22 protein-coding genes are annotated in these 22,387 nt (G+C 34.9%); 19 read left to right on the forward strand and 3 right to left on the reverse strand.

Going from position 1 to position 22,387, the window contains the following annotated elements; genetic code table 11:
- Positions 1–251 precede the first annotated feature (251 nt).
- On the forward strand, positions 252–1,682 hold the full coding sequence (locus tag RA0C_RS10070) for a CCA tRNA nucleotidyltransferase (RefSeq protein WP_013447201.1): 1,431 nt from the start codon (positions 252–254) through the stop codon (positions 1,680–1,682).
- 58 nt (positions 1,683–1,740) lie between these two features.
- Here the strand turns inward: RA0C_RS10070 and RA0C_RS10075 are convergent, their stop codons facing one another.
- The 3 genes from RA0C_RS10075 to RA0C_RS10085 all read right to left on the reverse strand — a co-directional run bounded on the left by RA0C_RS10075 (position 1,741) and on the right by RA0C_RS10085 (position 6,544).
- On the reverse strand, positions 1,741–4,008 hold the full coding sequence (locus RA0C_RS10075; protein ID WP_013447202.1) for an aconitate hydratase: 2,268 nt from the start codon (positions 4,006–4,008) through the stop codon (positions 1,741–1,743).
- Between the two features lie 120 nt (positions 4,009–4,128).
- Positions 4,129–4,989 (reverse strand): GLPGLI family protein, encoded by an 861-nt coding sequence (locus RA0C_RS10080; RefSeq protein WP_013447203.1) that lies wholly within the window; start codon positions 4,987–4,989, stop codon positions 4,129–4,131.
- Between the two features lie 82 nt (positions 4,990–5,071).
- Positions 5,072–6,544 (reverse strand): lipopolysaccharide biosynthesis protein, encoded by a 1,473-nt coding sequence (locus RA0C_RS10085; RefSeq protein ID WP_013447204.1) that lies wholly within the window; start codon positions 6,542–6,544, stop codon positions 5,072–5,074.
- A gap of 412 nt (positions 6,545–6,956) precedes the next feature.
- On the opposite strand from RA0C_RS10085, the gene RA0C_RS10480 reads away from it, so the two are divergent.
- The 18 genes from RA0C_RS10480 (at position 6,957) to RA0C_RS10185 (ending at position 22,248) form a co-directional block, all read left to right on the forward strand.
- Positions 6,957–7,133, forward strand: coding sequence for a hypothetical protein (locus RA0C_RS10480; protein ID WP_004920732.1), 177 nt, complete (start codon positions 6,957–6,959; stop codon positions 7,131–7,133).
- Between the two features lie 297 nt (positions 7,134–7,430).
- The gene (locus tag RA0C_RS10090) at positions 7,431–8,279 is read left to right on the forward strand and encodes a GLPGLI family protein (RefSeq protein WP_004917433.1); all 849 of its coding nucleotides are present in this window, start codon (positions 7,431–7,433) and stop codon (positions 8,277–8,279) included.
- A gap of 223 nt (positions 8,280–8,502) precedes the next feature.
- The gene (locus RA0C_RS10095; RefSeq protein ID WP_013447205.1) at positions 8,503–8,880 is read left to right on the forward strand and encodes a hypothetical protein; all 378 of its coding nucleotides are present in this window, start codon (positions 8,503–8,505) and stop codon (positions 8,878–8,880) included.
- 915 nt (positions 8,881–9,795) lie between these two features.
- Positions 9,796–10,659 carry a DUF3347 domain-containing protein gene (locus tag RA0C_RS10105; RefSeq protein ID WP_014614999.1) on the forward strand — a complete coding sequence of 288 codons (864 nt, stop codon included), beginning with the start codon at positions 9,796–9,798 and terminating at the stop codon, positions 10,657–10,659.
- Positions 10,660–11,217 carry a helix-turn-helix domain-containing protein gene (locus RA0C_RS10110; RefSeq protein ID WP_004917545.1) on the forward strand — a complete coding sequence of 186 codons (558 nt, stop codon included), beginning with the start codon at positions 10,660–10,662 and terminating at the stop codon, positions 11,215–11,217.
- A gap of 93 nt (positions 11,218–11,310) precedes the next feature.
- Positions 11,311–12,024, forward strand: a complete 714-nt coding sequence (locus tag RA0C_RS10115; RefSeq protein ID WP_013447207.1) for a heavy-metal-associated domain-containing protein — start codon at positions 11,311–11,313, stop codon at positions 12,022–12,024.
- Between the two features lie 15 nt (positions 12,025–12,039).
- The gene (locus RA0C_RS10120) at positions 12,040–14,268 is read left to right on the forward strand and encodes a multicopper oxidase domain-containing protein (RefSeq protein WP_004917543.1); all 2,229 of its coding nucleotides are present in this window, start codon (positions 12,040–12,042) and stop codon (positions 14,266–14,268) included.
- Positions 14,269–14,615: 347 nt separating this feature from the next.
- Complete coding sequence (locus RA0C_RS10125; protein WP_013447208.1) at positions 14,616–14,957, forward strand: type II toxin-antitoxin system RelE/ParE family toxin; 342 nt, start codon at positions 14,616–14,618, stop codon at positions 14,955–14,957.
- Positions 14,938–15,243 (forward strand): helix-turn-helix domain-containing protein, encoded by a 306-nt coding sequence (locus tag RA0C_RS10130; RefSeq protein ID WP_004917541.1) that lies wholly within the window; start codon positions 14,938–14,940, stop codon positions 15,241–15,243. Before RA0C_RS10125 ends, RA0C_RS10130 begins: the two co-directional genes overlap by 20 nt.
- Before the next feature lie 183 nt (positions 15,244–15,426).
- Entirely contained in the window at positions 15,427–16,224 is a 798-nt protein-coding gene (locus RA0C_RS10140) for a cation diffusion facilitator family transporter (protein ID WP_004918542.1), read from the forward strand.
- A 180-nt stretch (positions 16,225–16,404) separates the two neighbouring features.
- The gene (locus RA0C_RS10145) at positions 16,405–17,439 is read left to right on the forward strand and encodes a RelA/SpoT domain-containing protein (RefSeq protein ID WP_013447209.1); all 1,035 of its coding nucleotides are present in this window, start codon (positions 16,405–16,407) and stop codon (positions 17,437–17,439) included.
- Positions 17,440–17,745: 306 nt separating this feature from the next.
- Entirely contained in the window at positions 17,746–18,090 is a 345-nt protein-coding gene (locus tag RA0C_RS10150; protein WP_004917621.1) for a type II toxin-antitoxin system RelE/ParE family toxin, read from the forward strand.
- A gap of 1 nt (position 18,091) precedes the next feature.
- Positions 18,092–18,418 carry a helix-turn-helix domain-containing protein gene (locus RA0C_RS10155; protein ID WP_004917623.1) on the forward strand — a complete coding sequence of 109 codons (327 nt, stop codon included), beginning with the start codon at positions 18,092–18,094 and terminating at the stop codon, positions 18,416–18,418.
- A gap of 222 nt (positions 18,419–18,640) precedes the next feature.
- Complete coding sequence (locus RA0C_RS10160) at positions 18,641–19,273, forward strand: DUF4240 domain-containing protein (RefSeq protein WP_013447210.1); 633 nt, start codon at positions 18,641–18,643, stop codon at positions 19,271–19,273.
- 167 nt (positions 19,274–19,440) lie between these two features.
- Positions 19,441–19,995, forward strand: a complete 555-nt coding sequence (locus RA0C_RS10165) for a DUF6985 domain-containing protein (RefSeq protein ID WP_004917629.1) — start codon at positions 19,441–19,443, stop codon at positions 19,993–19,995.
- 214 nt (positions 19,996–20,209) lie between these two features.
- Positions 20,210–20,755, forward strand: a complete 546-nt coding sequence (locus tag RA0C_RS10170) for a hypothetical protein (protein WP_004917632.1) — start codon at positions 20,210–20,212, stop codon at positions 20,753–20,755.
- A gap of 224 nt (positions 20,756–20,979) precedes the next feature.
- The gene (locus tag RA0C_RS10175) at positions 20,980–21,357 is read left to right on the forward strand and encodes a hypothetical protein (RefSeq protein WP_013447211.1); all 378 of its coding nucleotides are present in this window, start codon (positions 20,980–20,982) and stop codon (positions 21,355–21,357) included.
- Positions 21,358–21,798: 441 nt separating this feature from the next.
- Positions 21,799–22,248: a GyrI-like domain-containing protein gene (locus tag RA0C_RS10185; RefSeq protein ID WP_013447212.1), complete on the forward strand. Its 450-nt coding sequence runs from the start codon at positions 21,799–21,801 to the stop codon at positions 22,246–22,248.
- Positions 22,249–22,387 lie beyond the last annotated feature (139 nt).

Here is a 22,387-nt window from a genome sequence, read left to right on the forward strand (position 1 = left end):
TATCCTCTGCAAAAGTACTAAAATGAAACCATAACTCCATACAGAAACGGATATTAAAGCGTAAAGGATAGAGGCGGTATCCTTTTTTGAGGAGGAACGACGAAAAAAAAGATAAAGCCGAAAGCCCGACCCGAGCGGTAGGGAATGCTTCGGCGAGGGGTACGCCCTAATTATTGGGAGCAAAAGGGTGGGGGTTTGTTTTCTCTTTTTTATCTTTGCAGGGTTAAATAGCTAGTGGGGTCTTAGAATTTATGGAAAAATATATCAATCTTAATCAGAATAGAAATCTTAAACTGTTTAAAACTATCTCTAAAGTAGCGGAGGAGAGAGGGCAGACGGCGTACATTGTGGGAGGCTATGTGAGGGATTTGCTTATGAAACGACAAGTGCCTACGGATATAGATTTTGTAACGGAGCAAAGTGGGATAGAGTTGGCACAAGCGGTGGCAAGGGAGCTGGATTCTAATCTGAAAGTATCGGTATTCAAGACCTATGGGACTGCTATGATAAAGTGGAAAGGGCTAGAATTGGAGTTTGTAGGTGCGAGAAAAGAAAGCTACTCGGAAGATAGCCGAAAGCCTGCTGTGGAACAAGGTAGTCTAGAAGATGACCAAAAACGCCGTGATTTTACCATCAATGCGATGGCAATCTCTTTAGGAAAAGAAGACTTTGGGCGTTTGGTGGACCCTTTTGGTGGAGTACAGGATTTGGAGTCAAAAATTCTGAAAACTCCGCTAGAGCCTCTGCAAACTTATTCTGATGACCCTCTTAGAATGATGAGAGCGATTAGATTTGCTTCTACGCTTAATTTTAAGGTGGAACAAAATTCTCTAGATGCGATAAAACAGGAAGCCGACAGGATAAAGATAGTCTCAATGGAGCGTATTATGGTAGAGTTTAATAAAATAATGCTTTCCGAAAAACCATCTATAGGCTTGAAACTCTTGGACGATACGGGACTTTTAGAGAAGATTATTCCCGAACTTACCGCCCTTAAAGGTATAGAAGAAATAGAAGGACAAACGCATAAAGATAATTTTTACCATACACTAGAAGTAGTAGATAACATCTCTAAACATACGGATAAACTTTGGTTGCGATGGTCGGCACTATTACACGATATAGGGAAAGCACCTACCAAGAAATTTGTAGATGGTATTGGTTGGACTTTTCACGGACACGAGTTTTTAGGTTCTAAAATGGCTAAACCTCTTTTTCAACGATTGAAGTTGCCTCTAGGAGCAGACTTAAAGTATGTGCAGAAAATGGTAAAACTTTCATCTAGACCTATTGCTTTGGTAACAGATGATACTTCTGATGCAGCTCTTAGACGCTTGTTGTTTGATGCAGGGGAAGATTTGGAAGACTTGTTCACGCTATGTAAGGCTGATATTACCACCAAAAATACCAAAAAACAAGAACGCTTTAGAAAGAACTTTGAGTATGTTGCTCAAAAAATAAAAGAGGTGGAGGAGAAAGACCAAATAAGAAATTTCCAGCCGCCTATTTCTGGGGAGGAAATAATGGCTTTGTTTCAACTAAAACCAGGCAGAGAAATTGGGATTTTAAAGGAAAAAGTAAAAGAAGCAATTTTGGAAGGTGAAATTTCTAACACTCCCGAAGAAGCAAAGGACTTCGTGATAAAAGAAGCGGAAAAAATAGGATTGAAACTTAGTGTTTAAGATGATAATAAAAAAAGCAGAGCCATTGGCTCTGCTTTTTTACTATACAGATTATAAATTATTTCTGTTGCTGTTGTTTGATTAAGTTCAATGCAGAACCAGCTCTAAACCAACCTATCTGTCCATCGTTGTAAGTGTGGTTAGCTAAGATAGTATCTTTAGAACCATCAGTGTGTACTAACTCAATAGTAACAGGCTTACCAGGAGCAAATTCAGCTAAATCTACAAAGTTGAAAGTATCTCCTTCTTTGATTTTATCATAATCAGCTTCGTTTGCAAAAGTAAGAGCTAACATACCTTGTTTTTTAAGGTTAGTTTCGTGGATACGAGCGAAAGATTTTACTAGAACCGCCATAGCTCCTAGATGTCTAGGTTGCATTGCAGCGTGCTCACGAGAAGAGCCTTCACCATAGTTGTTGTCCCCAACGATAACCGTTTTAATACCAGCAGCCTTGTAAGCTCTCGCAGATGCAGGAACTTCCATATATTCGCCAGTAAGTTCGTTTTTAACTTTGTTGGTTTCCATATTGAACGCGTTTACAGCACCAATAAGAGTGTTGTTAGCAATATTATCTAAGTGTCCTCTGTATTTTAACCAAGGTCCAGCCATAGAAATGTGGTCTGTAGTACACTTACCAAAGGCTTTAATTAACAATCTAGCTCCCATTACATTTTCTCCGTTCCAAGCAGGGAAAGCGTCTAGTAATTGTAGTCTGTCAGATTCTGGAGCTACTTTTACTTGAACTTGTGAACCATCTTCAGCTGGAGCAATATAGCCTGCGTCTTCAACATCAAATCCTCTTGGAGGAAGTTCAAACCCTTGAGGTTCGTCTAGTAAAACTTCTTCTCCGTTTTGGTTAGTTAATTTATCTTTTCTAGGGTCAAAAGTTAAATCTCCTGCAATAGCTAACGCTGTTACTAATTCTGGAGAAGCTACGAAAGCATAAGTGTTAGGGTTACCATCTGCTCTCTTAGAGAAGTTTCTGTTGAACGAGTGTACAATTGTATTTTTTTCTTGTTTTTCAGCACCTTCTCTAGCCCATTGTCCAATACAAGGTCCACAAGCGTTAGCAAATACTTTACCTCCGATTTTATCAAAAGTATCTAAATAGCCATCTCTTTCTACAGTAAACCTTACTTGTTCAGAACCTGGTGTAATAGTGTATTCTGCAGCTACTTTTAAGTTTTTCTCTTGAGCTTGTTTCGCTACGGAAGCGGCACGAGAAATATCTTCGTAAGAAGAGTTGGTACAAGAACCAATTAATCCTACTTCAACTTTAGTAGGCCAACCGTTTTTCTCTGCTTCCTCTTTCATTTTTGAAATAGGTGTTGCAATATCTGGAGAGAAAGGACCGTTCAAGTGTGGTTCTAATTCAGAAAGGTTGATTTCAATAACTTGGTCGTAATATTTTTCAGGATTAGTGTAAACCTCTTCATCTGCACGAAGTACATTTTTGATAGCGTCGGCAGCTTCAGCTAAATCTGCTCTACCTGTAGAACGAAGATACTCGCCCATATTATTATCGTAAGCAAAAATAGAAGTGGTAGCACCTATCTCTGCACCCATATTACAGATAGTACCTTTACCTGTACAAGATAAAGCTTCTGCACCTTCGCCAAAGTATTCTACAATAGCACCAGTGCCTCCTTTTACAGTAAGGATACCTGCTACTTTTAGAATAACATCTTTAGCAGAAGTCCAACCGTTAAGTTTACCTGTAAGTTTGATACCAATCATTTTTGGGAATTTAAGTTCCCACGGCATTCCTGCCATTACATCTACAGCATCGGCACCACCTACACCTATGGCTACCATACCCAAACCACCAGCATTAGGCGTGTGAGAGTCGGTACCAATCATCATACCACCAGGGAATGCGTAATTTTCCAATACTACTTGATGGATAATCCCAGCTCCTGGTTTCCAGAATCCAATACCATATTTGTTAGATACCGATTGAAGGAATTGATAAACTTCGTTATTTTTATTTTCAGCTTCTTGTAAATCTTTATCTGCTCCTACACGAGCCTGTATAAGGTGGTCTGCGTGTACTGTAGAAGGTACAGCCACTTTAGCCTTACCTGCTTGCATAAACTGTAAAAGAGCCATCTGTGCCGTAGCATCTTGCATTGCTACTCTATCTGGAGCAAAGTCTACATAAGATTCTCCTCTCTTGAAAGCTTCTGGCTTCTGTTCAGAGAAAAGGTGAGCACAAAGGATTTTTTCAGAATAGGTAAGAGGTCTTCCCATAAACTCTCTCGCAGCGTTTACTCTGTTCTCAAAATCAGAGTAAACTTTCTTAATCATATCAAAGTCAAAAGTCATATTATTAAATGATTTATTTTTCGTATTCAAAATTTAGTATCCACAAAAATACGAATTTTACACGGAATAGCTGTTTTTAATGAGTTTAGATTGATTATAAATAAGGGAATGAAAGTAGGATTACTCTATCCAATCCTGCTCTATGAAACTATTTTCTCGTTTCATCTTTTCTTTAGCACTTTTTTCCATCTTTTTGATGAGTTCGCTTTGAGAAACCTCTTTTCCGTTGATAGAGGCTTTTAACACTACATTACTTCCCATCATTCTAAAAGATTTAGCAGGGTCTGAACGGTTTTCCTGAAATGCTTTCTTGAATTGTTTCCTGTCTATTTTAACTAAATTTATTAGTTTGTCGGTAAGGTTCACTTCTTGAGTATTGTTTATTTTTTGGCTACCAATGAGTTCAAATGAAAACATTTTTTGGTGGTCTTCCATTTTTACAATTAACCCTGGTAGACCGTGAAACTTGTATGGTCCGTCTGGAATAGGAATATCTGTAGTGAACCACGCTGTCCATTTTCTACCTGCAAATTCAGTGGTGGCTTTTTGAACTTTCCAATTTTTAAAGGTTTCATGTTCTGGAACGATTTTCCATTGCATTTTTCTTTCGTCGCGTACGGCATAATCATCAAAACCTATTTTGGTATAAAGTTCTACTTCATAATTAGGATAAGTTTTTAGTATCCAATCTTTAACCTTGGCTCTTTTCATATTTTTTAGATGACTAAGGTTAATGTTACCAGAAGAAATTTGACTTTGTTTTTTAATTTCTTGATTGATTATAGAATCGTTTTCTTGTTTTATTTTGCTGTAGAATACCGATTTTTCCTTATAAACATCTAAATTCATAATTTCTGAAATTAGAGAGTCTTTTTTAGTAGAATCTACAGCAAATTTGTACTCATAAGTGAATCTTTGGTTTTGACCTAAAACCCAATTCATCATAAACAAACAAATGGTTGATAGAATAAATTGTTTCATAATTAAATATTTTTTTGTTAAAAGTAGAAAAAAATACTTAACATCAAACATCAGGTTGGTGTTAAAAAAAGTTAAATAAAAATTACCGTTTCAATTTTTTTAATAGAGGTGCAATGAGTTGTTGAGTTGGGTAAATTTTGCATATATAATTGCCTAAGAGAATGATAGTAAGCGCAAGTGTAGGGCGATAAATAAAGTCTATTATTGCCCAAGGTAAAGCGGGTAGATAGTATATCAGTAGGATTGTTCCGCTACATAATAAAGACATATACAACATCTTTAAAGAAAGCGGAAATACCCCAAAATATATTCGGTTGAATATAATTTTAATAATGTTAAAAGTGGTGAGAGAAATAGCGGTTGCCAAGGCTATTCCCATAATTCCTAAATCGGTATAGCGTAGAAATACGAGATTAAGCCCCACTGTAGCAAATGCTAAAAATAGCATGACTACTATGTTGAATTTGAAGTATTTGGACATTGAAATAATATGCCCATTGAAACCTGTGGCTAAATCAAAAAGAATAGCAGGACCTAGTATCCATAGTAGGTATTGGTGGTCTAATAGTTCGTTTCCGTTTTTAATCATCTGTCCTAAAAATGGAAATCCAGCTAAAAGACAGGTATAGAGGATAATCCCAATACAGAAAAGATTAAGAGAAGTTTTTTGATGAGAGGCTTGGAGTTTAGCCATATCGTTTTCTTCAAAACATTGGTTTATCAGTGGAGCGTAGATGGTGTAAAGTCCCATAGCAGGTACGGCAATAAGTTGCAAAATAGAGTAGAGGTTAGAGTAAACCCCGTTGAGTTTGAAATTAAGAAACTCGCTTATCATTACATTATCTATTTTGATAGCGATATAGTTGCCTATGTTTCCTAAAAAGCCATAAAAACTGTACTCTAAAAATTTTTTCCAAGTGTTATTAGCTCTAAAAAATTGTGTAGAAAAATCCCAGTTAAACCTGGTTAGTTTTTTATTGTACCAAAAATAGCCTACCAAAGACAATACAAATATTCCTAGAAAAAAAGCCAAAGCACCATATTCTGGAACTCCTAGAAAGAAAAATAACGAAAATGCTCCTATATTAGCGATTTTGGGGAATAAGTTTTCGAAAATATTAGGTATTGCTATTCTTTTATAATTAGAAATATATTTGTTGAGTACTGAGGAAATGGAAAGTAGAAAAAGTAATGGTAATATGAGATATTTCATATTCCAAAACTGAGTTTCTTTAAGGCTGGGAAACAGAAGACAAGCTAGAAAGAACGCTCCAGAAAATACTATGAAATTAAAGACTACAGCCAGTAGAGAGAGGGATAGCATACTTTGGTTGAGCCCCTGTTTTTCTGCGGAAAAAAAGAATTTTACATTAGAAAAAGAGATTCCAAAGACAATAATAGGTAAAAATGTCTCTGCCATAGGAAGAATATACCTTAGTTTTCCATAAAATTCATAATCATTTGGAAATAGAAATATAGAGGATAGAGTGCCTATTATAAAGCCTAAATAACCTATTATAGAATACTTTATTCCTTGTCTTGCAATAACATTCATCAATCAAACAATGAACTACAAAATTAACAAAATAATTAACATTTGTTTTAAATTTCTTAACTCAGTGTTATTGAGTTACATGCGTATTAAATGTTTATTATTGAGTATAAAAAAGGTGTTTCTATACAGAAATAATATAAAATGCGTAATAATAATTTTTGTTTATATTTATGGTTATCAGTATTATGCTTGTTTTTATTTAAGAAATTAGCTAAATTTATTTCTGATTGGAAATATTTCGTATATTTGTGTGTTACCAGCTATACACTCCAAACATTTCGCTAAGGACTTGAAACGATTAAAAAACGCTCTAAATTGTGAATAATAAGAAACTGAACTTAGACCCAGCCGAGCAGTGCGTGTTAGGGGGTCTAAATTCATTTTCTACAACGGACGACTTAAAAGCATATTTTTGAATGAGCCGACTCCTAAAAAATGTTGGAGAGTACAGCTGATAACTTTTAACGCTCGACAGAATGTTGGACTTTTAAAACCTAAAAAAGAGGAAAAATCCCAAAGGAAAGGAACTCAAACTGACGAAAAGCGGAAAAACGAATGGATTTCGGAACTGAAAACAGAAAAAGAATAACTAAAAAACTGTGGAACTGACTAAAGGCTGAAAAACTAAACGGTCAAATTGTGGACTTGAACGCTGAAAACGTGAAAAATGTGCGGACTGAATACTATGCGGAAAAGACACCACGCAGAAAAAAATAGTACAGCTGGTAACACGGTATTGCCGCAAGCGGGGTTTATTTATTTTTTAGAAAATTTTGTTTACCTTTGGGGGGTGGTATCTTAGTTGAAGTTAAGTGCTAAGAAGCCCCGCCTTCGGCAATACTCAACCGTTGTATGCAACACTAGATTGAACTGCAATCCTAATCTTATGAAAATATTACATTTTTTCTTAATCTTATTTACTGCAAATTTATTTTCACAAAATTATCGATTTATCTATGAATATAAATTTGCACCAGACAAAACAAAAAAGGACTCTCTTATAAATAATTACATGTATTTAGAATCTGACGGAATGCAATCTAATTTTATAAGTGAAACAAAATTTAAAATTGATTCGATAAAAAATTCTAGTAACGACATGGGCGAAATCATGAAAGCGGGTAGAATGGACAAAAATTTACATTATAACATTACTAAAGATTACAAAAAAAATGACATAGTTTATCATACGAAATTTACAACAATTAATTTTAGAATTCTCGAAAATGAACGACCAAATTGGAAAATTTTTGATGAACTTTTGAAAGTTGGTAATTATGAATGTCAAAAGGCAGAGACTTTTTATAAAGGTAGAAAATGGACAGCATATTTTACAAAAGCAATACCTATAAATGATGGACCTTACAAATTTTCAGGCTTACCAGGCTTAATTGTAAAAATATTCTCTGAAGATAATTCTCACCAATTTTCGTTAATTCAGCTCAAAAGAATTCAAAATTCAAAAATTCAAAATATTAAAAACGAAAGAACAATTACGAATACTCAATATCAAGAATATTTGAAAAATTACAGACCTACTATTTCAGACATTGCGGCAGTAAGTGTTGATAGCAATGGGACAAGTTCTTATATGATGAAAGATGGTAATGTAATAAATATTAATATAAGCAGAGAAACCTTAGAAAAGTATAGAAATAATCAAGATAAACTTGGTGAGATTATTATGAAAGAACTTGCAGGTTCTGCTCTCAATCCGATCGAATTAGATGAGTAAAAAAGTATTGCATACAACATAGTATTTGCAAAAGGCGGGAAGTGGTGTTAAATTGAAAAGTTGGAATATTTAGTCGCAAAATGCTTTTCAATTCAACTATTTTGATTAATTTAGTGGCATTGAAAAAGCATTTGCTACGGTTGGACTGAATTGAACTTTAGGTTCATTTCAGTTCCGCCCTTCGCAAATACCATGACCGTTGTAACCAATTTAGGAAAACCTTGTGGAAAAAACGACGGAAAAAATAAATGAAGATTTAAAAGCTGATTTTGTGTTACTAATGCACCCACGTTCTAAGTGGTTGTTTTGGAAATACTTTCGGAAATATCGAATAGAAGGCTCTTTGTGGAATATCTCTGAATTTATTGTTTACAAAGGAATAGAGGTCGAATTTATGTTTTATTCACGAGAAAACAAATTATTATTTCAAGAAACCTATGAATTAGATCGTTGGTTACCTCCTCGAACTAAACGAGAATTGATAATAGATTTACCTGAATTAGTGAAGAAAACAGAACGGAATTTTAACCATTTTGATTACCGAATTACTAAATGGATAGAAGTGTCAGGAGTAGGAGGACATAATACCGTTAAACCTTAAACTCCATCAAATTCTGGTGTCTAAACCTCATAAATAATTGATTTTCATATTTTTACAATACGGCATAGAATAGCCTAATTATTACATTAAGTGTTAAAAATCAAAATGTTACAATGTTTAAACTGTCTGAACAATCGGATTTAGGGGTAAGTATAAAGATAAAGAAATAAAGAAATAAAAACTGGTTACAACAAGGTATTGCCGCAAGCGGGGTTAATTGTTTTTTTAGAAAATTTTGTTTACTTTTGAAGAGTGGTATTTTAGTTGAAGTTAGGTGCTAATAAGCCCCGCCTTCGGCAATACCATGACCGTTGTGCCTCATTGTAAAAAGCCGACCGCACAAACAGCACATTTGGTTTTTGCCGATACGCAAGCCAACCCTAAAAACCAAAAGAGCTGTTTTTTGCCAACGCTTGACCGAAAAAATTTGTAAATTTGCGTTTTGAAACAGTATGATAAGATTTATTTACATAGCATTATTAACCCTGATTGGTTTCTTACTGACACCAACAGACATCTATGCTTGTGGGTCAAAATCTGAAAACATAGAAAATAATTGCACCAAACAATCCGACACCGAAGCGGAAAAAAAAGAGTGTTGCGACACAGAAAAAGGACAATGCAATAAGCACGGAAAAGATTGTGATGGAAAATGTGGCAACTCAAACTGTCATTGTCCTTCAAACCATACAAATTTTACTATTCCATTCTTAATCAAATTTTCAGGAATTAAGTTAATCCCCAACAAGCCAAATTTTTATTACCAAGATAGCTTTTATTCATCAGGTTTCATTTCTATTCGGCTACCGCCAAAAATAGGCTGATTTCTTGCCTTGACAGCCAAAGGTCTGTCCAATTGAACGCAATTATTAGCTTTCAATCACAATTTTTCATTCAACATTTAATTTTAAAAAAATGAAATCAATAAAAATATTGATGGCAATAACACTATTGCTATCGTTTACAGCGTGTAACGCTCAAATCAAAAACGCTAAAACCGAAAGCGTAAAAATTTACGGTAACTGTGGTATGTGTAAAACGACCATTGAAAAAGCAGGAAACATTAAGAAAGTAGCTCAGGTAGATTGGAACAAAGATACCAAAATGGCTACTCTTACTTACGACCCAAGCAAGACCAATCAAGATGAAGTTTTGAAACGCATTGCATTGGCGGGTTATGATAGCGAAAAATTTCTTGCACCTGATGATGTCTATGCGAAACTTCCTGAATGCTGTCAATACGACCGTGTGAAAAAATCGGAAACGGTAAAAGTAGAAACGATAGACAACCATTCTAATCACAATCACGGTGGGGCAACTGACAAGTCAACAGAAACAAAGCAAGAAGTAAATCAACTCAAATCAGTTTTTGAAAATTATTTCGCACTTAAAGATGCTTTGGTAAAATCTGATGGAAACTTGGCTTCTGCCAAAGCAAAAGAATTGCTCAACGCTCTTAATGCCGTGCAGATGAACAAACTTTCCAATGAAGAACATACTGTTTGGATGAAAGTAATGAAGGACTTGATATTTGATACCGAACACATTGAAGAAACCAAAGATGTTGGGCATCAAAGAGACCATTTCAATACCTTGTCTGACAATATGTATCAACTCTTGAAAGTTTCCAAACAAGAAACACCTACATATTACCAACATTGCCCAATGGCAAACAATGGTAAAGGTGCTAATTGGTTGAGCAAGGAAAATGCAGTGAAGAACCCATACTATGGTTCTAAAATGCTCACTTGTGGTAAAACGGTTGAAACCATTGAATAAATGAAGCTCTACATCAAAAATATGGTGTGTAGTCGCTGCAAAATGGTAGTGAAGTCTGAGTTGGAAAAACTCGGACTTCAACTACTCGCAGTTGATTTAGGCGAAGTAGAAGTAACACCCATTTCAGAAAGGCAAAAAAGTGAAATTGCAGAACACCTGAAAGGTTTTGGTTTTGAACTGATTGATGACAAGAAAAGCCGATTAATTGATAAAATTAAAACTTTAATAATTGAATTGGTGCATCAACAAAATGCCCAACTCAACACCAATCTTTCTGATTATTTGTCAAAACAGTTAACACAAGATTATTCATCTCTTAGCAATTTGTTCTCGGAAGTAGAAGATACGACCATTGAGAAATACTTTATTAACCAAAAAATTGAAAAGGTGAAAGAATTGCTTCTGTATGATGAATTGACACTGAATGAAATTGCTTTTCAGATGAATTATAGCAGTGTGGCATATTTGAGCAATCAGTTCAAAAAGGTAACAGGCTTTTCGCCTTCGCATTACAAGCAATTGAAAGACAAAAAACGGAAGCAGATTGAAGACTTATAAATGTTACAACTCAAACCCAAAATACCACAACAACAATGAACAAATAGCTTCGGAACTTTGTACCATAGTTATTAACTTTTAAAATGTAAGATTATGGTACATACATATCAAGTAACAGGAATGACCTGTTCAAGTTGCGAATCAAAAGTAAAATCATCGTTGCTAATGGTAGAAAATGTGGTAAATGTTGATGTTTCAAAAGACGAAAATTCAGCCACAATCACAATGGATAAACACGTTGCATTGGATAAGTTGCAGAAAGCCTTGACCGAAAAATATCAAATTTCTGCCCAACATCACAGCGAATTGGCTGAACAAACCAAAAGTTGGCTTGAAACCTACAAGCCTATTTTGTTGATATTTTTCTACATCTCATTGGTAACGCTATTGGTGCAATTTTCCAACAATAGGTTTGATGGTATGCAGTGGATGCGACATTTTATGGCAGGGTTCTTTTTGGTGTTTTCGTTTTTCAAAATGCTTAATTTGAAAGGCTTTGCCGAAAGTTATGTAATGTATGATGTTGTTGCCAAACGTTTACCCGCTTGGGCTTATATCTATGCTTTCACAGAATTGGCTTTGGGTATTGCTTTTTTAATCAATTTTAATCCGCTTGTTACTAATAGTTTAATATTTATAGTAATGAGCATCAGCATCATTGGCGTATTGCAATCGGTATTGAACAAAAAGAAAATTCAGTGTGCCTGTTTGGGTGCAGTGTTCAATTTGCCAATGAGTACCGTAACTATTATTGAAGATGCACTAATGATTGCAATGAGTGCTTGGATGCTTTTAAACCTAATTTAAAATGAAATTTATTAAATGGATAATCAAAAAAATATTTATAAAAAATTGTTGCCGATAGTTCTAATGCTATTGGCAACTACAACCATTTTCGCCCAAAAAGTGGTGCGATATGACCTTTACGTAAAAGACACTATTGTTAATTTTACAGGAAAAGAAAAAAGGGCAATAGCCGTAAACGGACAAATTCCTATGCCAACACTCACCTTTACCGAAGGCGATACGGCAGAAATTCATGTTCATAATAGGCTCAGAGAAAGCACATCGTTGCATTGGCACGGATTGTATTTGCCCAATAAAGAAGATGGTGTGCCCTACTTGACCCAAATGCCCATTGAACCGAATACGACCCACGTATATCGTTTCCCAATTATTCAAAACGGTACACATTGGTATCACAGCCACAGCGGACTGCAAGAACAAATCGGAATGTATGGCTCAATGGTTTTGCTCAAAAGAGCAGACGACCCAACTTTCAGAAAAGGCATTGATGATTTGCCTTCTGTGCCTATTATTTTGAGCGAATGGACAGACTATAATCCTGATAATGTACACCGAATGTTGCACAATGCTAATGATTGGTTCGCCATTAAAAAAAACACTGTGCAGAGTTATGCAGAAGCCAAAAAAGCAGGACATTTCAAAACCAAATTGACCAACGAATGGAAACGAATGTTGGCAATGGACGTGAGTGATGTATATTATGACAAATTCTTGATTAACGGAACATCTGAAAGCCAACTCGCTCAATTCAAAGCAGGCGACAAAGTAAGGTTGCGAATATCAAACGGTGGTGCATCTTCCTATTTTTGGCTCACGTATGCAGGTGGAAAAATGACTGTCGTTGCCAATGATGGCAATGATGTTGAGCCTGTTGTGGTGGATAGACTAATTATAGGAGTTTCAGAAACCTATGATGTCATCGTTACCATTCCGGCAGAAAATACTTCCTATGAATTTTTGGCAACACCCGAAGACCGAACTAAATCAGCATCTATTTACATAGGTTCAGGTATTAAGCAGTTGGCAAGTCCATTGCCTAAACTGAAATACTTTGAAGGTATGAAGATGATGAACGATATGATGAAAATGGATGGCACAATGAACGATATGGGTATGGATATGTCATTGCAACAAATGGATATGAATACGGTAATGTACCCTGAGATTACAGGAGAAAATAAACCCAAAAAATCCGAACATTCAGACCATAGCAATCATACAATGCCCAGTAATGACATTGTTACCTTAAACTACGCAATGCTGAAATCACCTACCAAAACCACTTTGCCAAAAGATGCACCTATCAGAGAATTAAGGTTTGAATTAACAGGCAATATGAACCGCTATGTGTGGAGTATGGACAACCGAGTGCTTGCTGAAACTGATAAAATTCTAATCAAAAAAGGAGAAATTGTAAGAATAACACTCTACAACAACTCGATGATGCGACACCCGATGCACTTGCACGGACACGATTTTAGGGTTATAAACGGGCAAGGCGATTATGCACCGCTTAAAAATGTTTTGGACATAATGCCTATGGAAACCAATGTGATTGAGTTTGAAGCCAATTTAGAAGGCGATTGGTTTTTTCATTGTCATATTCTCTACCATATGATGGCAGGGATGAACCGAGTTTTTAGTACAGAAAACCAAGCACCCAATCCATTGTTGCCTGACAAAAAATGGGCTTACAAAAAACTACAAAGAGAAAGCAACGAACTACATTTTATGTTTCAAAACGACTTTGCAACAAATGGAAATGATGGTATGACAATGTTACAAAATACCCGATGGAGTTTTGGCACTGAATGGCGTTTGGGATATAGCGACAAACACGGATACGAAACAGAAACACACATAGGGCGATACATAGGCAGAAACCAATGGCTAATGCCCTTTATTGGCTTTGATTGGCGATACAGAAAGCACGAAACACCAGAAAAAAATCTTTTTGGGCAGACTAATACCAAAGACAATCGGACACAGTTTAGTTTAGGGGTTGCATATACTCTGCCAATGCTTATAATTTTACAAACAGAAGTCTATCACGATGGAAACGTAAGAGTACAATTAAGACGTGAAGACATTCCACTTTCAAAAAGGTTTAGAGCTGCATTTATGGTAAATACAGACAGAGAATATATGCTTGGACTGAATTATATCGCAAGTAAAAACTTAGGTTTCAGAACGCATTACGACAGTGATATGGGTTTTGGAGTAGGACTGACATTTAATTATTAAAACCAACCCACAAGCCATACACATTGCCAAGTCGCACGAGCCGATACGCAAACCAAAACTTGGCAAAGAGTATGGCTTCCCAACAGTAACAGAATTGACCGACTATATAACGGACAAAAAAGAACAACGAAGGCACAACATCGGTTTTGCGTAATGGCGGGTTCAGTGCAAAATTGTAATTTTGTGCATCTAATTAGCATTTTGGTAGGCTGACAGTGAAGTGCATCTAAGTCTGCCACTACGCAAAGCCGCAAACCGTTGGCGGTCATTCTAAAAAACGTCACTGCCTAACAGAAAATTTCAATAAAAAATTTGCATATTGTTATCTGAATAGTTAACTTTGTGGTGTGGAAACTATAAGACAAGTTATTGCATATAAAAAATACTTTTTGGACTTCTACCAAGCCCAAACAGATGAAGTACAAAGAAAGATTGAATGGACTTTGAACTTGTTGCGGACAATTGACCGAGTTCCTAAAAAGTATTTTGACCATATAACTGGAACTGACGGACTTTTTGAAGTTCGGGTTGAACTTGGTGGAAACATTTTTAGAATTTTCGCTTTTTTCGATAAAGGAAATTTAGTTGTTTTAGGGAATGGTTTTCAAAAAAAATCTCAAAAAACACCAAAAAATGAAATAGAAAAGGCAATAAAAATAAAAGCAGAATATGAAAACGAAAGAAAATAACATTACAACGCTTGACGAAATCCTTGACAATAAATACGGAAAACGAGGTGCAAAAGAAAGAGAACAGTGGGAACAAGAATTTGAAAGTTTCCAACTTGGTGTTTTGCTGGAGGAAGCAAGACGCAAACTTGGTATGACACAAGAAGAACTTGCTGAAAAGTGCGGAACAAATAAGTCTTACATTTCACGTATAGAAAATAATGCAAGTGACATTCGACTTTCAACTTTGATGAAAATTATTCAAACGGGATTAGGCGGACATTTAAAACTTACTTTACAGCTCTAACAAAAAGAACGAACCGCCAACAAGGTATTGCCGCAAGCGGGGGATATTTGCATTTTAGAAAAATTTGTTTACCTTTGAGGTGTGGTATTTCAGTTGAAGTTGGGTGCTGAGAAGTCCCCGCCTTCGGCAATACCCGGACCGTTAGCAGTAATGGTAGGACGACCCAACCGATAACAATAGACAATGCAGAAAACGACATTTAAAATATCAAAAATGGACTGCCCATCCGAAGAACAAATGATACGGATGAAACTTGCCGACTTGACAAACATCAACTCGTTGGACTTTGATATACCGAACAGACAACTGACCGTTTTTCACACTGACAATCACGACCAAATTTTTCAACGACTTGACAACTTAAAGTTTGACACTTCTCTTATTGACAGCGTTTCGGCAGACAATTACATTTCAACAACCGACAACACAGACCGAGAAAAAAAATTACTTTGGCAAGTTTTAGCCATCAACTTTTTCTTTTTTGCACTTGAACTTGCGACAGGTTTTATTTCTAACTCAATGGGACTTGTAGCCGACAGTTTGGATATGCTTGCCGACAGTATTGTTTACGGACTTGCACTTTTTGCAGTTGGTGGGACAATGACACGAAAAAAGAACATTGCAAAATCGGCAGGTTATTTTCAGTTGACACTTGCGGTTTTTGGTTTTATAGAAGTTATCAGACGATTTGTTGGAACGGAAACAATTCCAGTATTTCAGACAATGATAATTATTTCAATTCTTGCTCTTATTGGAAACGGACTGTGTTTGTATTTACTGCAAAAAAGTAAAAGCAAAGAAGCACATATGCAAGCAAGTATGATTTTCACATCTAATGACGTAATTGTAAACCTTGGAGTAATTGTAGCAGGCGGACTTGTTTACTTGACAAACTCAAAATATCCTGACCTTATCGTTGGGACAATTGTATTTTTCATCGTTGGACAAGGAGCATTTAAAATCTTGAAACTATCAAAATGACGACTGAAAGACTGAAAGAAGAACCACTACTGCTAACAGCGGTTTGGCAAAAGGCGGGGTTTCGTGCTTCGTAGAGCCATTTGTGCAAGGTTCAACATTTGTGCTTCGTATGAAATTTAGTGCTAAAAGTCCCGCCCTTCGCCAAGCCGCAAACCGTTATGCGACATTTTATAGAAAAATATGCGATATAGTAGAAAACAAATAACTAAAGCAGGAGAAAAACTTATATCTTCAAAGTCAGATAGTGAAATTAATGAAGCATTAAGTATGATTAACAGTTGGAGAACAACTCATTTGCATCCACTTGTTGTATTAAAAAACAGTTTAATACGTCTTTTGTCAAAAAATAATATTGAACCAAAATTAATTTCACAAAGACTTAAAAGATTAACATCAATAGTTTATAAGCTTGACCTAAACCCAAGTATGGGCTTAGGTGGAATGCAAGATATTGGAGGCTATCGTGCTGTTTTGAAAGATGTTAGAGACTTGAAAAAATTGAACGAAGCGTTGAAAAATCAAAGAAGTAATCATAAACTTGAAAAAATTGTGGATTATGTTAATGAGCCCAAACATACAGGTTATAGAAGTATTCATTACATTTATAAATATTCGTCAACAAAAGAAGATTATGACGGATTGAAAATTGAATTACAAATTAGAACGAAACTGCAACACAATTGGGCAACCGCTGTTGAAACAGCGGGGATAATAACTAAAACATCTTTAAAATCAAATCAAGGTCCAGATGAATGGCTAGACTTTTTTAAAGTGGTAAGTTCGCTATTCGCAATTAAGGAGAAACTTCCAGTTATGGAAGAGCATAAAAATCTATCGATGGAAGATTTGATGATTAAATGTTACAATTACTGCAATGAATTAAATATTTTAACAAAATTGAAAGCGATAAGAGTTTCTACAAATAGAATTGAGTCAGATAATTTTCCAGGGGATTACTATTTGCTTAACATCAACCTTGTCCAAATGTCAGTAAATATTCAAATCTTCAATAAGAATCAATTTGAATATGCAACAAAAGAATATTTAAGACTTGAAACTAGTATTAAAGAGAGCGAAAATGCTGTTGTATTAGTTTCGGCTTCCTCTTTAAAAACTCTAAAAAAAGCATATCCTAGCTACTTTCTTGACACTTCTGAATTTATCCAAGCAATTGAAAAAATGAATACAAATTGTAAGGAAAAAAAATATGTTTAACAAAAACGTCGCATAACATAGTATTTGCAAAAGGCGGGGTTAAGTGCAGGGTTGAAAATTTAGTAATATTTATCCGCTTCTGCTTTTCCGTATTACTTTTTTTGAGTAAATTAGCATGACGGAAAAAGCATCCGCTTCGGTTGAACTGAATTGAACTTAAAGTTCATTTCAGCTCCGCCCTTCGCAAATACTTTTCCCGTTGTGCGTCAGCTTATTCGAACATTGTGCATAAAACAAACTGAAAAATTAAGTTGTGATATTTGGAAACTTTTGTATCTTTGTTGAAAATTTACATAAAACAACTAAATGCAATTTTTTGAAACACGATTTTTAGAAGAAGCTGACAAGTTTATTTCTGAACTTGATGAAAAAACTGCTAGAAAACTGTTTTATAACATTGATTTAGCCCAACAAACAAACGACCCAAGACTTTTCAAAAAACTTAAAAATGACATTTGGGAGTTTAGAACACTTTATGCAGGACTTCAAATTCGACTTCTTGCATTTTGGGACAAAACAGACGGAAAAGAAACTTTAGTACTTGCAACGCACGGGTTTATAAAGAAAGTTAACAAAGTCCCAACAAAAGAAATTGACAAAGCGGTCAAAATTAGAGAAAAATATTTTAGTAATAAACAAAATAGCAAATAAAATGGCAAATAACGAAATTAAATCATACTCACTTGCCGAAATGAAAGATAAATATATCGGTAAAGTTGGAACAAAAGAACGTGACGAGTACGAATATGAACTACGAATGGATGTTTTAGGTAAAATGATTAAAACGGCTCGACAAGAACGAAATTTGACACAAGAACAATTAGGACAAATTGTTGGCGTTCAAAAATCTCAAATTTCCAAATTAGAAAGTAGTGCAAACAGTGCGACAATTGACACGATAATTAAAGTGTTTAAAGCATTGAAAGCCGAAATTAACTTTAATGTGAAACTTGAAGAACAACATATAAAACTAGTCTAAAACAAAGCCGAACGCACAACAAGGTATTGCCGCAAGCGGGGTTAATTGCTTTTTTAGAAACTTTTGTTTACTTTTGAAGTATGGTATTTTAGTTGAAGTTAGGTGCTAATAAGCCCCGCCTTCGGCAATACCCTGACCGTTAGCAGAAATTTTATGAAAACAGTCCTCTCAACAATGTTTTACTTAACAATTTTATCTTGTAATAATTCAAATAGCAATAATATGGTTTTTTTTGATAAATTTTTTGGAAAGAAAGAACAATCGGAACAAACTTCAAAACCTAATTCTAACTCTTTAAAAATTGAAAAAACAGCTGAAATGCTGGATGAAGATTTATACTGGAAAATTATTGATAATTCATTAAAAAATTCAGAAAATCAAGATGAACAAGAAAAGTTTCTAATTTCGGAAATTAGCAAATTAACCCCTAAGCAAATGATTGGATTTCGTTTAAGAACCGACAAACTTCTCTACGATACGTATAATTCTGAAATGTGGTGTGCTAGTTATTTAATGAATGGAGGAAGTTCCGATGACGGATTTGAGTATTTTAGAAATTGGGTAATTTCGAGAGGTAAAGATGTTTATTACAAAGCAAAAGAAAATCCTGATACTCTAATTTCTCAAAAAGATTTCGGAGAAGAAGGTTTTTATGAATTTGAACTTTTTTGGTATGTAGCTTTAGAAGCATTCCGACAACGAACAGGACAAGATTTATATGATTTTATTGACGAAGATAATTTTACTACGAAAGAAGGAAATTATCCTGAATTTGAATTTACTTGGAAAGAAGAAAATCCTGAAAGTATGAAAAAAATATGTCCTAAAATTTACGAAGAATTTACGAATAAATAAAAACTTCTGCTAACAAGGGTTTTGCGTCAGGCGGGCTAAAGTGCAAAATTCAGGTTTTGTACTTCTATGAAAATTTGTATATTAGCCGAACATCTTGGCTTCGAAAGCCCGCCCGAACGCAAAGCCCCCGACCGTTAGCGGTCAGCTTAAAAAAGGACACGAACAAAATGAACAAAGAAATTATATCGAAAATTATTGGACGACTTAGACAAGATGAAAGTTTTCCTGATTGGTGGAAAAGTGAAGAGGTAGCAATTCCATTTTTCGACAACGACAAGTTGACGATAACCTTTATGGATTTTGAACCCGAACACGACAAGACATTTATTGACGAAGCAGACCAAGCTTTGACAAATTTTTTGAAGCTAAACGCAAACGACCGAAATTTGATTTCTGAATTGGCTTATAAAAACTGTATGGATTTTTTGGACGCAGTTGAATATGACGAAGCAGACGAACCATTAAGACAGATAAAAAACAAGAACGAAATTTGGAAATTCATACAGCCGACAGAAATTTATGTAACAAGACGACCTTACAAGGAGCAAGATATTTATGTTCAAATTGCTTGTGAGTGCGATTGGGAACAAGAACACGGACTTCAATTAGTATTTAGACAAGGGAAAAAACTCACGAGAATTAGTGACCAAGACGGACATTTAACAGAAGCTGATGCTTACGACAAACCAGACGAGGAAGATGAATTACTATCAAGATTTTAATGACTGAGAACAAGAAAGCCGAACCGCTAACAAGGTATTGCCAAAAGCGGGGCTGAACGGCTTCGATTGGAAATTTGTGCAAGGTTCAACATTCGTTCTTCGATTGAACTTTTATGCTAAAAATCCCCGCCTTCGGCAATACCCGAGCCGTTGTACGACATTTTAAAAAAGGTTGTCAAAAAACTAAACTAATTATAATTAAAAAAGAAAATTTATGAAAAAAACATTATTCCTAAGTGTTTTAAGTTTACTCACAATTTCTTGTTCAGATAATTTATCTGAATCTAAAGTTAAGAGTCTTGTAAATGAATGTTTGGAAAAAGATCCTATTTATGGAAAAGGAGTTATTAGAAGTGGAAAGGTTTCTTATATGTCTGAAGAAGATATAAATCAATATCAAGAATTACAAAAAAAAGGGTTGTTAACAATTGAAAGTAAGGAAGAAAAAAGTGGTTGGTTTACAAATAAATTTCAATTAGTTGCTTTGACTGACAAATCTAAGTCTTATGTAATTGAAAGTAAAGATATATCTGAAAACACTAAAGTCAATTATGTGAAGTTATATACAAATAAGTTAGATAAAGTTGGTTCAATTCAAGAAATTCCTTCAATGAACATTGCTGAAGTAAGTGTTACCTATAAAAAAGAAGATAAGACACCATTTTATGATGTGTTAGAAAAGGACAAAACAGATTTTAATACGAAAAAGATAGCACTGAAAAAAACTGAGAATAACGGTTGGATTTATTGTGAAAAATAAAAAAAACGTCGTACAACATAGTATTTGCAAAAGGCGGAGTTGAGGGAATGATAGAAAGTTCAGTAATATTTCAATCGCAAAATGCTTTTCAATTCAACTATTTTGATTAATTTAGTTTCATTGAAAAAGCATTTGCTACGGTTGGACTGAATTGAACTTAAGGTTCATTTCAGTTCCGCCCTTCGCAAATACTTTTCCCGTTGTAACCAATTTAGGAAAACCTTGTGGGAAAAATAACGGAAAAAGAAAATGAAGATTTAAAAGCTGATTTTGTATTACTAATGCACCCACGTTCCAAGTGGTTGTTTTGGAAATACTTTCGGAAATATCGAATAGAAGGCTCTTTATGGAATAGCTCTGAATTTATTGTTTACAAGGGAATAGAGGTTGAATTTATGTTTTATTCACGAGAAAATGAATTATTATTTCAAGAAACCTATGAATTAGACCGCTGGTTACCTCCTCGAACTAAACGAGAATTGATAATAGATTTACCTGAATTAGTGAAGAAAACAGAACGGAAATTTAACCATTTTGATTACCGAATTACTAAGTGGATAGAAGTATCAGGAGTAGGAGGACATAATACCGTTAAACCTTAACTCCATCAAATTCTGGTGTCTAAACCTCATAAATAATTGATTTTCATATTTTTACAACACGACACAGAATAACCTAATTATTGCATTAAGTATTAAAAATCAAAATGTTACAATGTTTAAACTGTCTGAACAATCGGATTTAGGGTTAAGTATAAAGATAAAGAAATAAAAACTGGTTACAACAAGGTATTGCCGCAAGCGGGGGTAATTGTTTTTTTAGAAAATTTTGTTTATCTTTGAGGTGTGGTATTTTAGTTGAAGTTAAGTGCAAAGAAGCCCCGCCTTCGGCAATACCCTGACCGTTAGCGGCAATCGTATCAAAACGCACGGCTGAAAAGAAATTTTTTGAATATGAGCATTAACAAAGCCCAAATTCTAAAAAACATTCGAATTACAGTGCATTAACACATACAGAATAACAACAGTTGATAAAACAATAAAATGAAAAACGGATTTAAAGTAATTGGAATTTCCACTCGGACAACAAACAAAGACAACAAATCAAAGGAAGATTTGGGAAAACTTTGGGGGCAATTCTATGCGGAAAACATTTTTGAGAAGATACCGAATAAAGTATCAGATGAAATATTTTCAATTTATACTGATTACAAAAGCAACTACACCGAGGAATATACTACGATTATAGGTGTTCCTGTTTCAACACTAAATGAAATCCCTAACGGATTAGTCGGTCGGGAATTTGAAGCCGAGAATTTTCAAAAATTCGTAGCAAAAGGCGAAATGCCGAACGCTGTTATCAATACTTGGATAGACATTTGGAATAGAGACGAAGAACTCAATAGAAAATATACGTATGACTTTGAAGTATATGGGGAAAACAGCCAAAAAGGTCAAGATTCGGAAGTGGAGATTTATATCGCAACAAAATAAGGAAAAACACCTGCCGCTAACATAGTATTTGCAAAAGGCGGGGTTAAGTGCAGGGTTGAAAATTTGGTAATATTTAGTCGCTCCTGCTTTTCCGTATTACTTTTTTCTTAAATTAGCAATACGGAAAAAGCATCCGCTT

Source organism: Riemerella anatipestifer ATCC 11845 = DSM 15868 (assembly GCF_000252855.1).
Lineage (GTDB): Bacteria > Bacteroidota > Bacteroidia > Flavobacteriales > Weeksellaceae > Riemerella > Riemerella anatipestifera.

Excerpts from the sequence above, each read along its gene's own strand:
- RA0C_RS10070 (WP_013447201.1), top strand. The coding sequence starts at position 252 with ATGGAAAAATATATCAATCTTAATCAGAATAGAAATCTTAAACTGTTT.
- RA0C_RS10075 (WP_013447202.1), bottom strand. The coding sequence starts at position 4,008 with ATGACTTTTGACTTTGATATGATTAAGAAAGTTTACTCTGATTTTGAG.
- RA0C_RS10080 (WP_013447203.1), bottom strand. The coding sequence starts at position 4,989 with ATGAAACAATTTATTCTATCAACCATTTGTTTGTTTATGATGAATTGG.
- RA0C_RS10085 (WP_013447204.1), bottom strand. The coding sequence starts at position 6,544 with ATGAATGTTATTGCAAGACAAGGAATAAAGTATTCTATAATAGGTTAT.
- RA0C_RS10090 (WP_004917433.1), top strand. The coding sequence starts at position 7,431 with ATGAAAATATTACATTTTTTCTTAATCTTATTTACTGCAAATTTATTT.
- RA0C_RS10105 (WP_014614999.1), top strand. The coding sequence starts at position 9,796 with ATGAAATCAATAAAAATATTGATGGCAATAACACTATTGCTATCGTTT.
- RA0C_RS10110 (WP_004917545.1), top strand. The coding sequence starts at position 10,660 with ATGAAGCTCTACATCAAAAATATGGTGTGTAGTCGCTGCAAAATGGTA.
- RA0C_RS10115 (WP_013447207.1), top strand. The coding sequence starts at position 11,311 with ATGGTACATACATATCAAGTAACAGGAATGACCTGTTCAAGTTGCGAA.
- RA0C_RS10120 (WP_004917543.1), top strand. The coding sequence starts at position 12,040 with ATGGATAATCAAAAAAATATTTATAAAAAATTGTTGCCGATAGTTCTA.
- RA0C_RS10130 (WP_004917541.1), top strand. The coding sequence starts at position 14,938 with ATGAAAACGAAAGAAAATAACATTACAACGCTTGACGAAATCCTTGAC.
- RA0C_RS10140 (WP_004918542.1), top strand. The coding sequence starts at position 15,427 with ATGCAGAAAACGACATTTAAAATATCAAAAATGGACTGCCCATCCGAA.
- RA0C_RS10145 (WP_013447209.1), top strand. The coding sequence starts at position 16,405 with ATGCGATATAGTAGAAAACAAATAACTAAAGCAGGAGAAAAACTTATA.
- RA0C_RS10150 (WP_004917621.1), top strand. The coding sequence starts at position 17,746 with ATGCAATTTTTTGAAACACGATTTTTAGAAGAAGCTGACAAGTTTATT.
- RA0C_RS10155 (WP_004917623.1), top strand. The coding sequence starts at position 18,092 with ATGGCAAATAACGAAATTAAATCATACTCACTTGCCGAAATGAAAGAT.
- RA0C_RS10160 (WP_013447210.1), top strand. The coding sequence starts at position 18,641 with ATGGTTTTTTTTGATAAATTTTTTGGAAAGAAAGAACAATCGGAACAA.
- RA0C_RS10165 (WP_004917629.1), top strand. The coding sequence starts at position 19,441 with ATGAACAAAGAAATTATATCGAAAATTATTGGACGACTTAGACAAGAT.
- RA0C_RS10170 (WP_004917632.1), top strand. The coding sequence starts at position 20,210 with ATGAAAAAAACATTATTCCTAAGTGTTTTAAGTTTACTCACAATTTCT.
- RA0C_RS10185 (WP_013447212.1), top strand. The coding sequence starts at position 21,799 with ATGAAAAACGGATTTAAAGTAATTGGAATTTCCACTCGGACAACAAAC.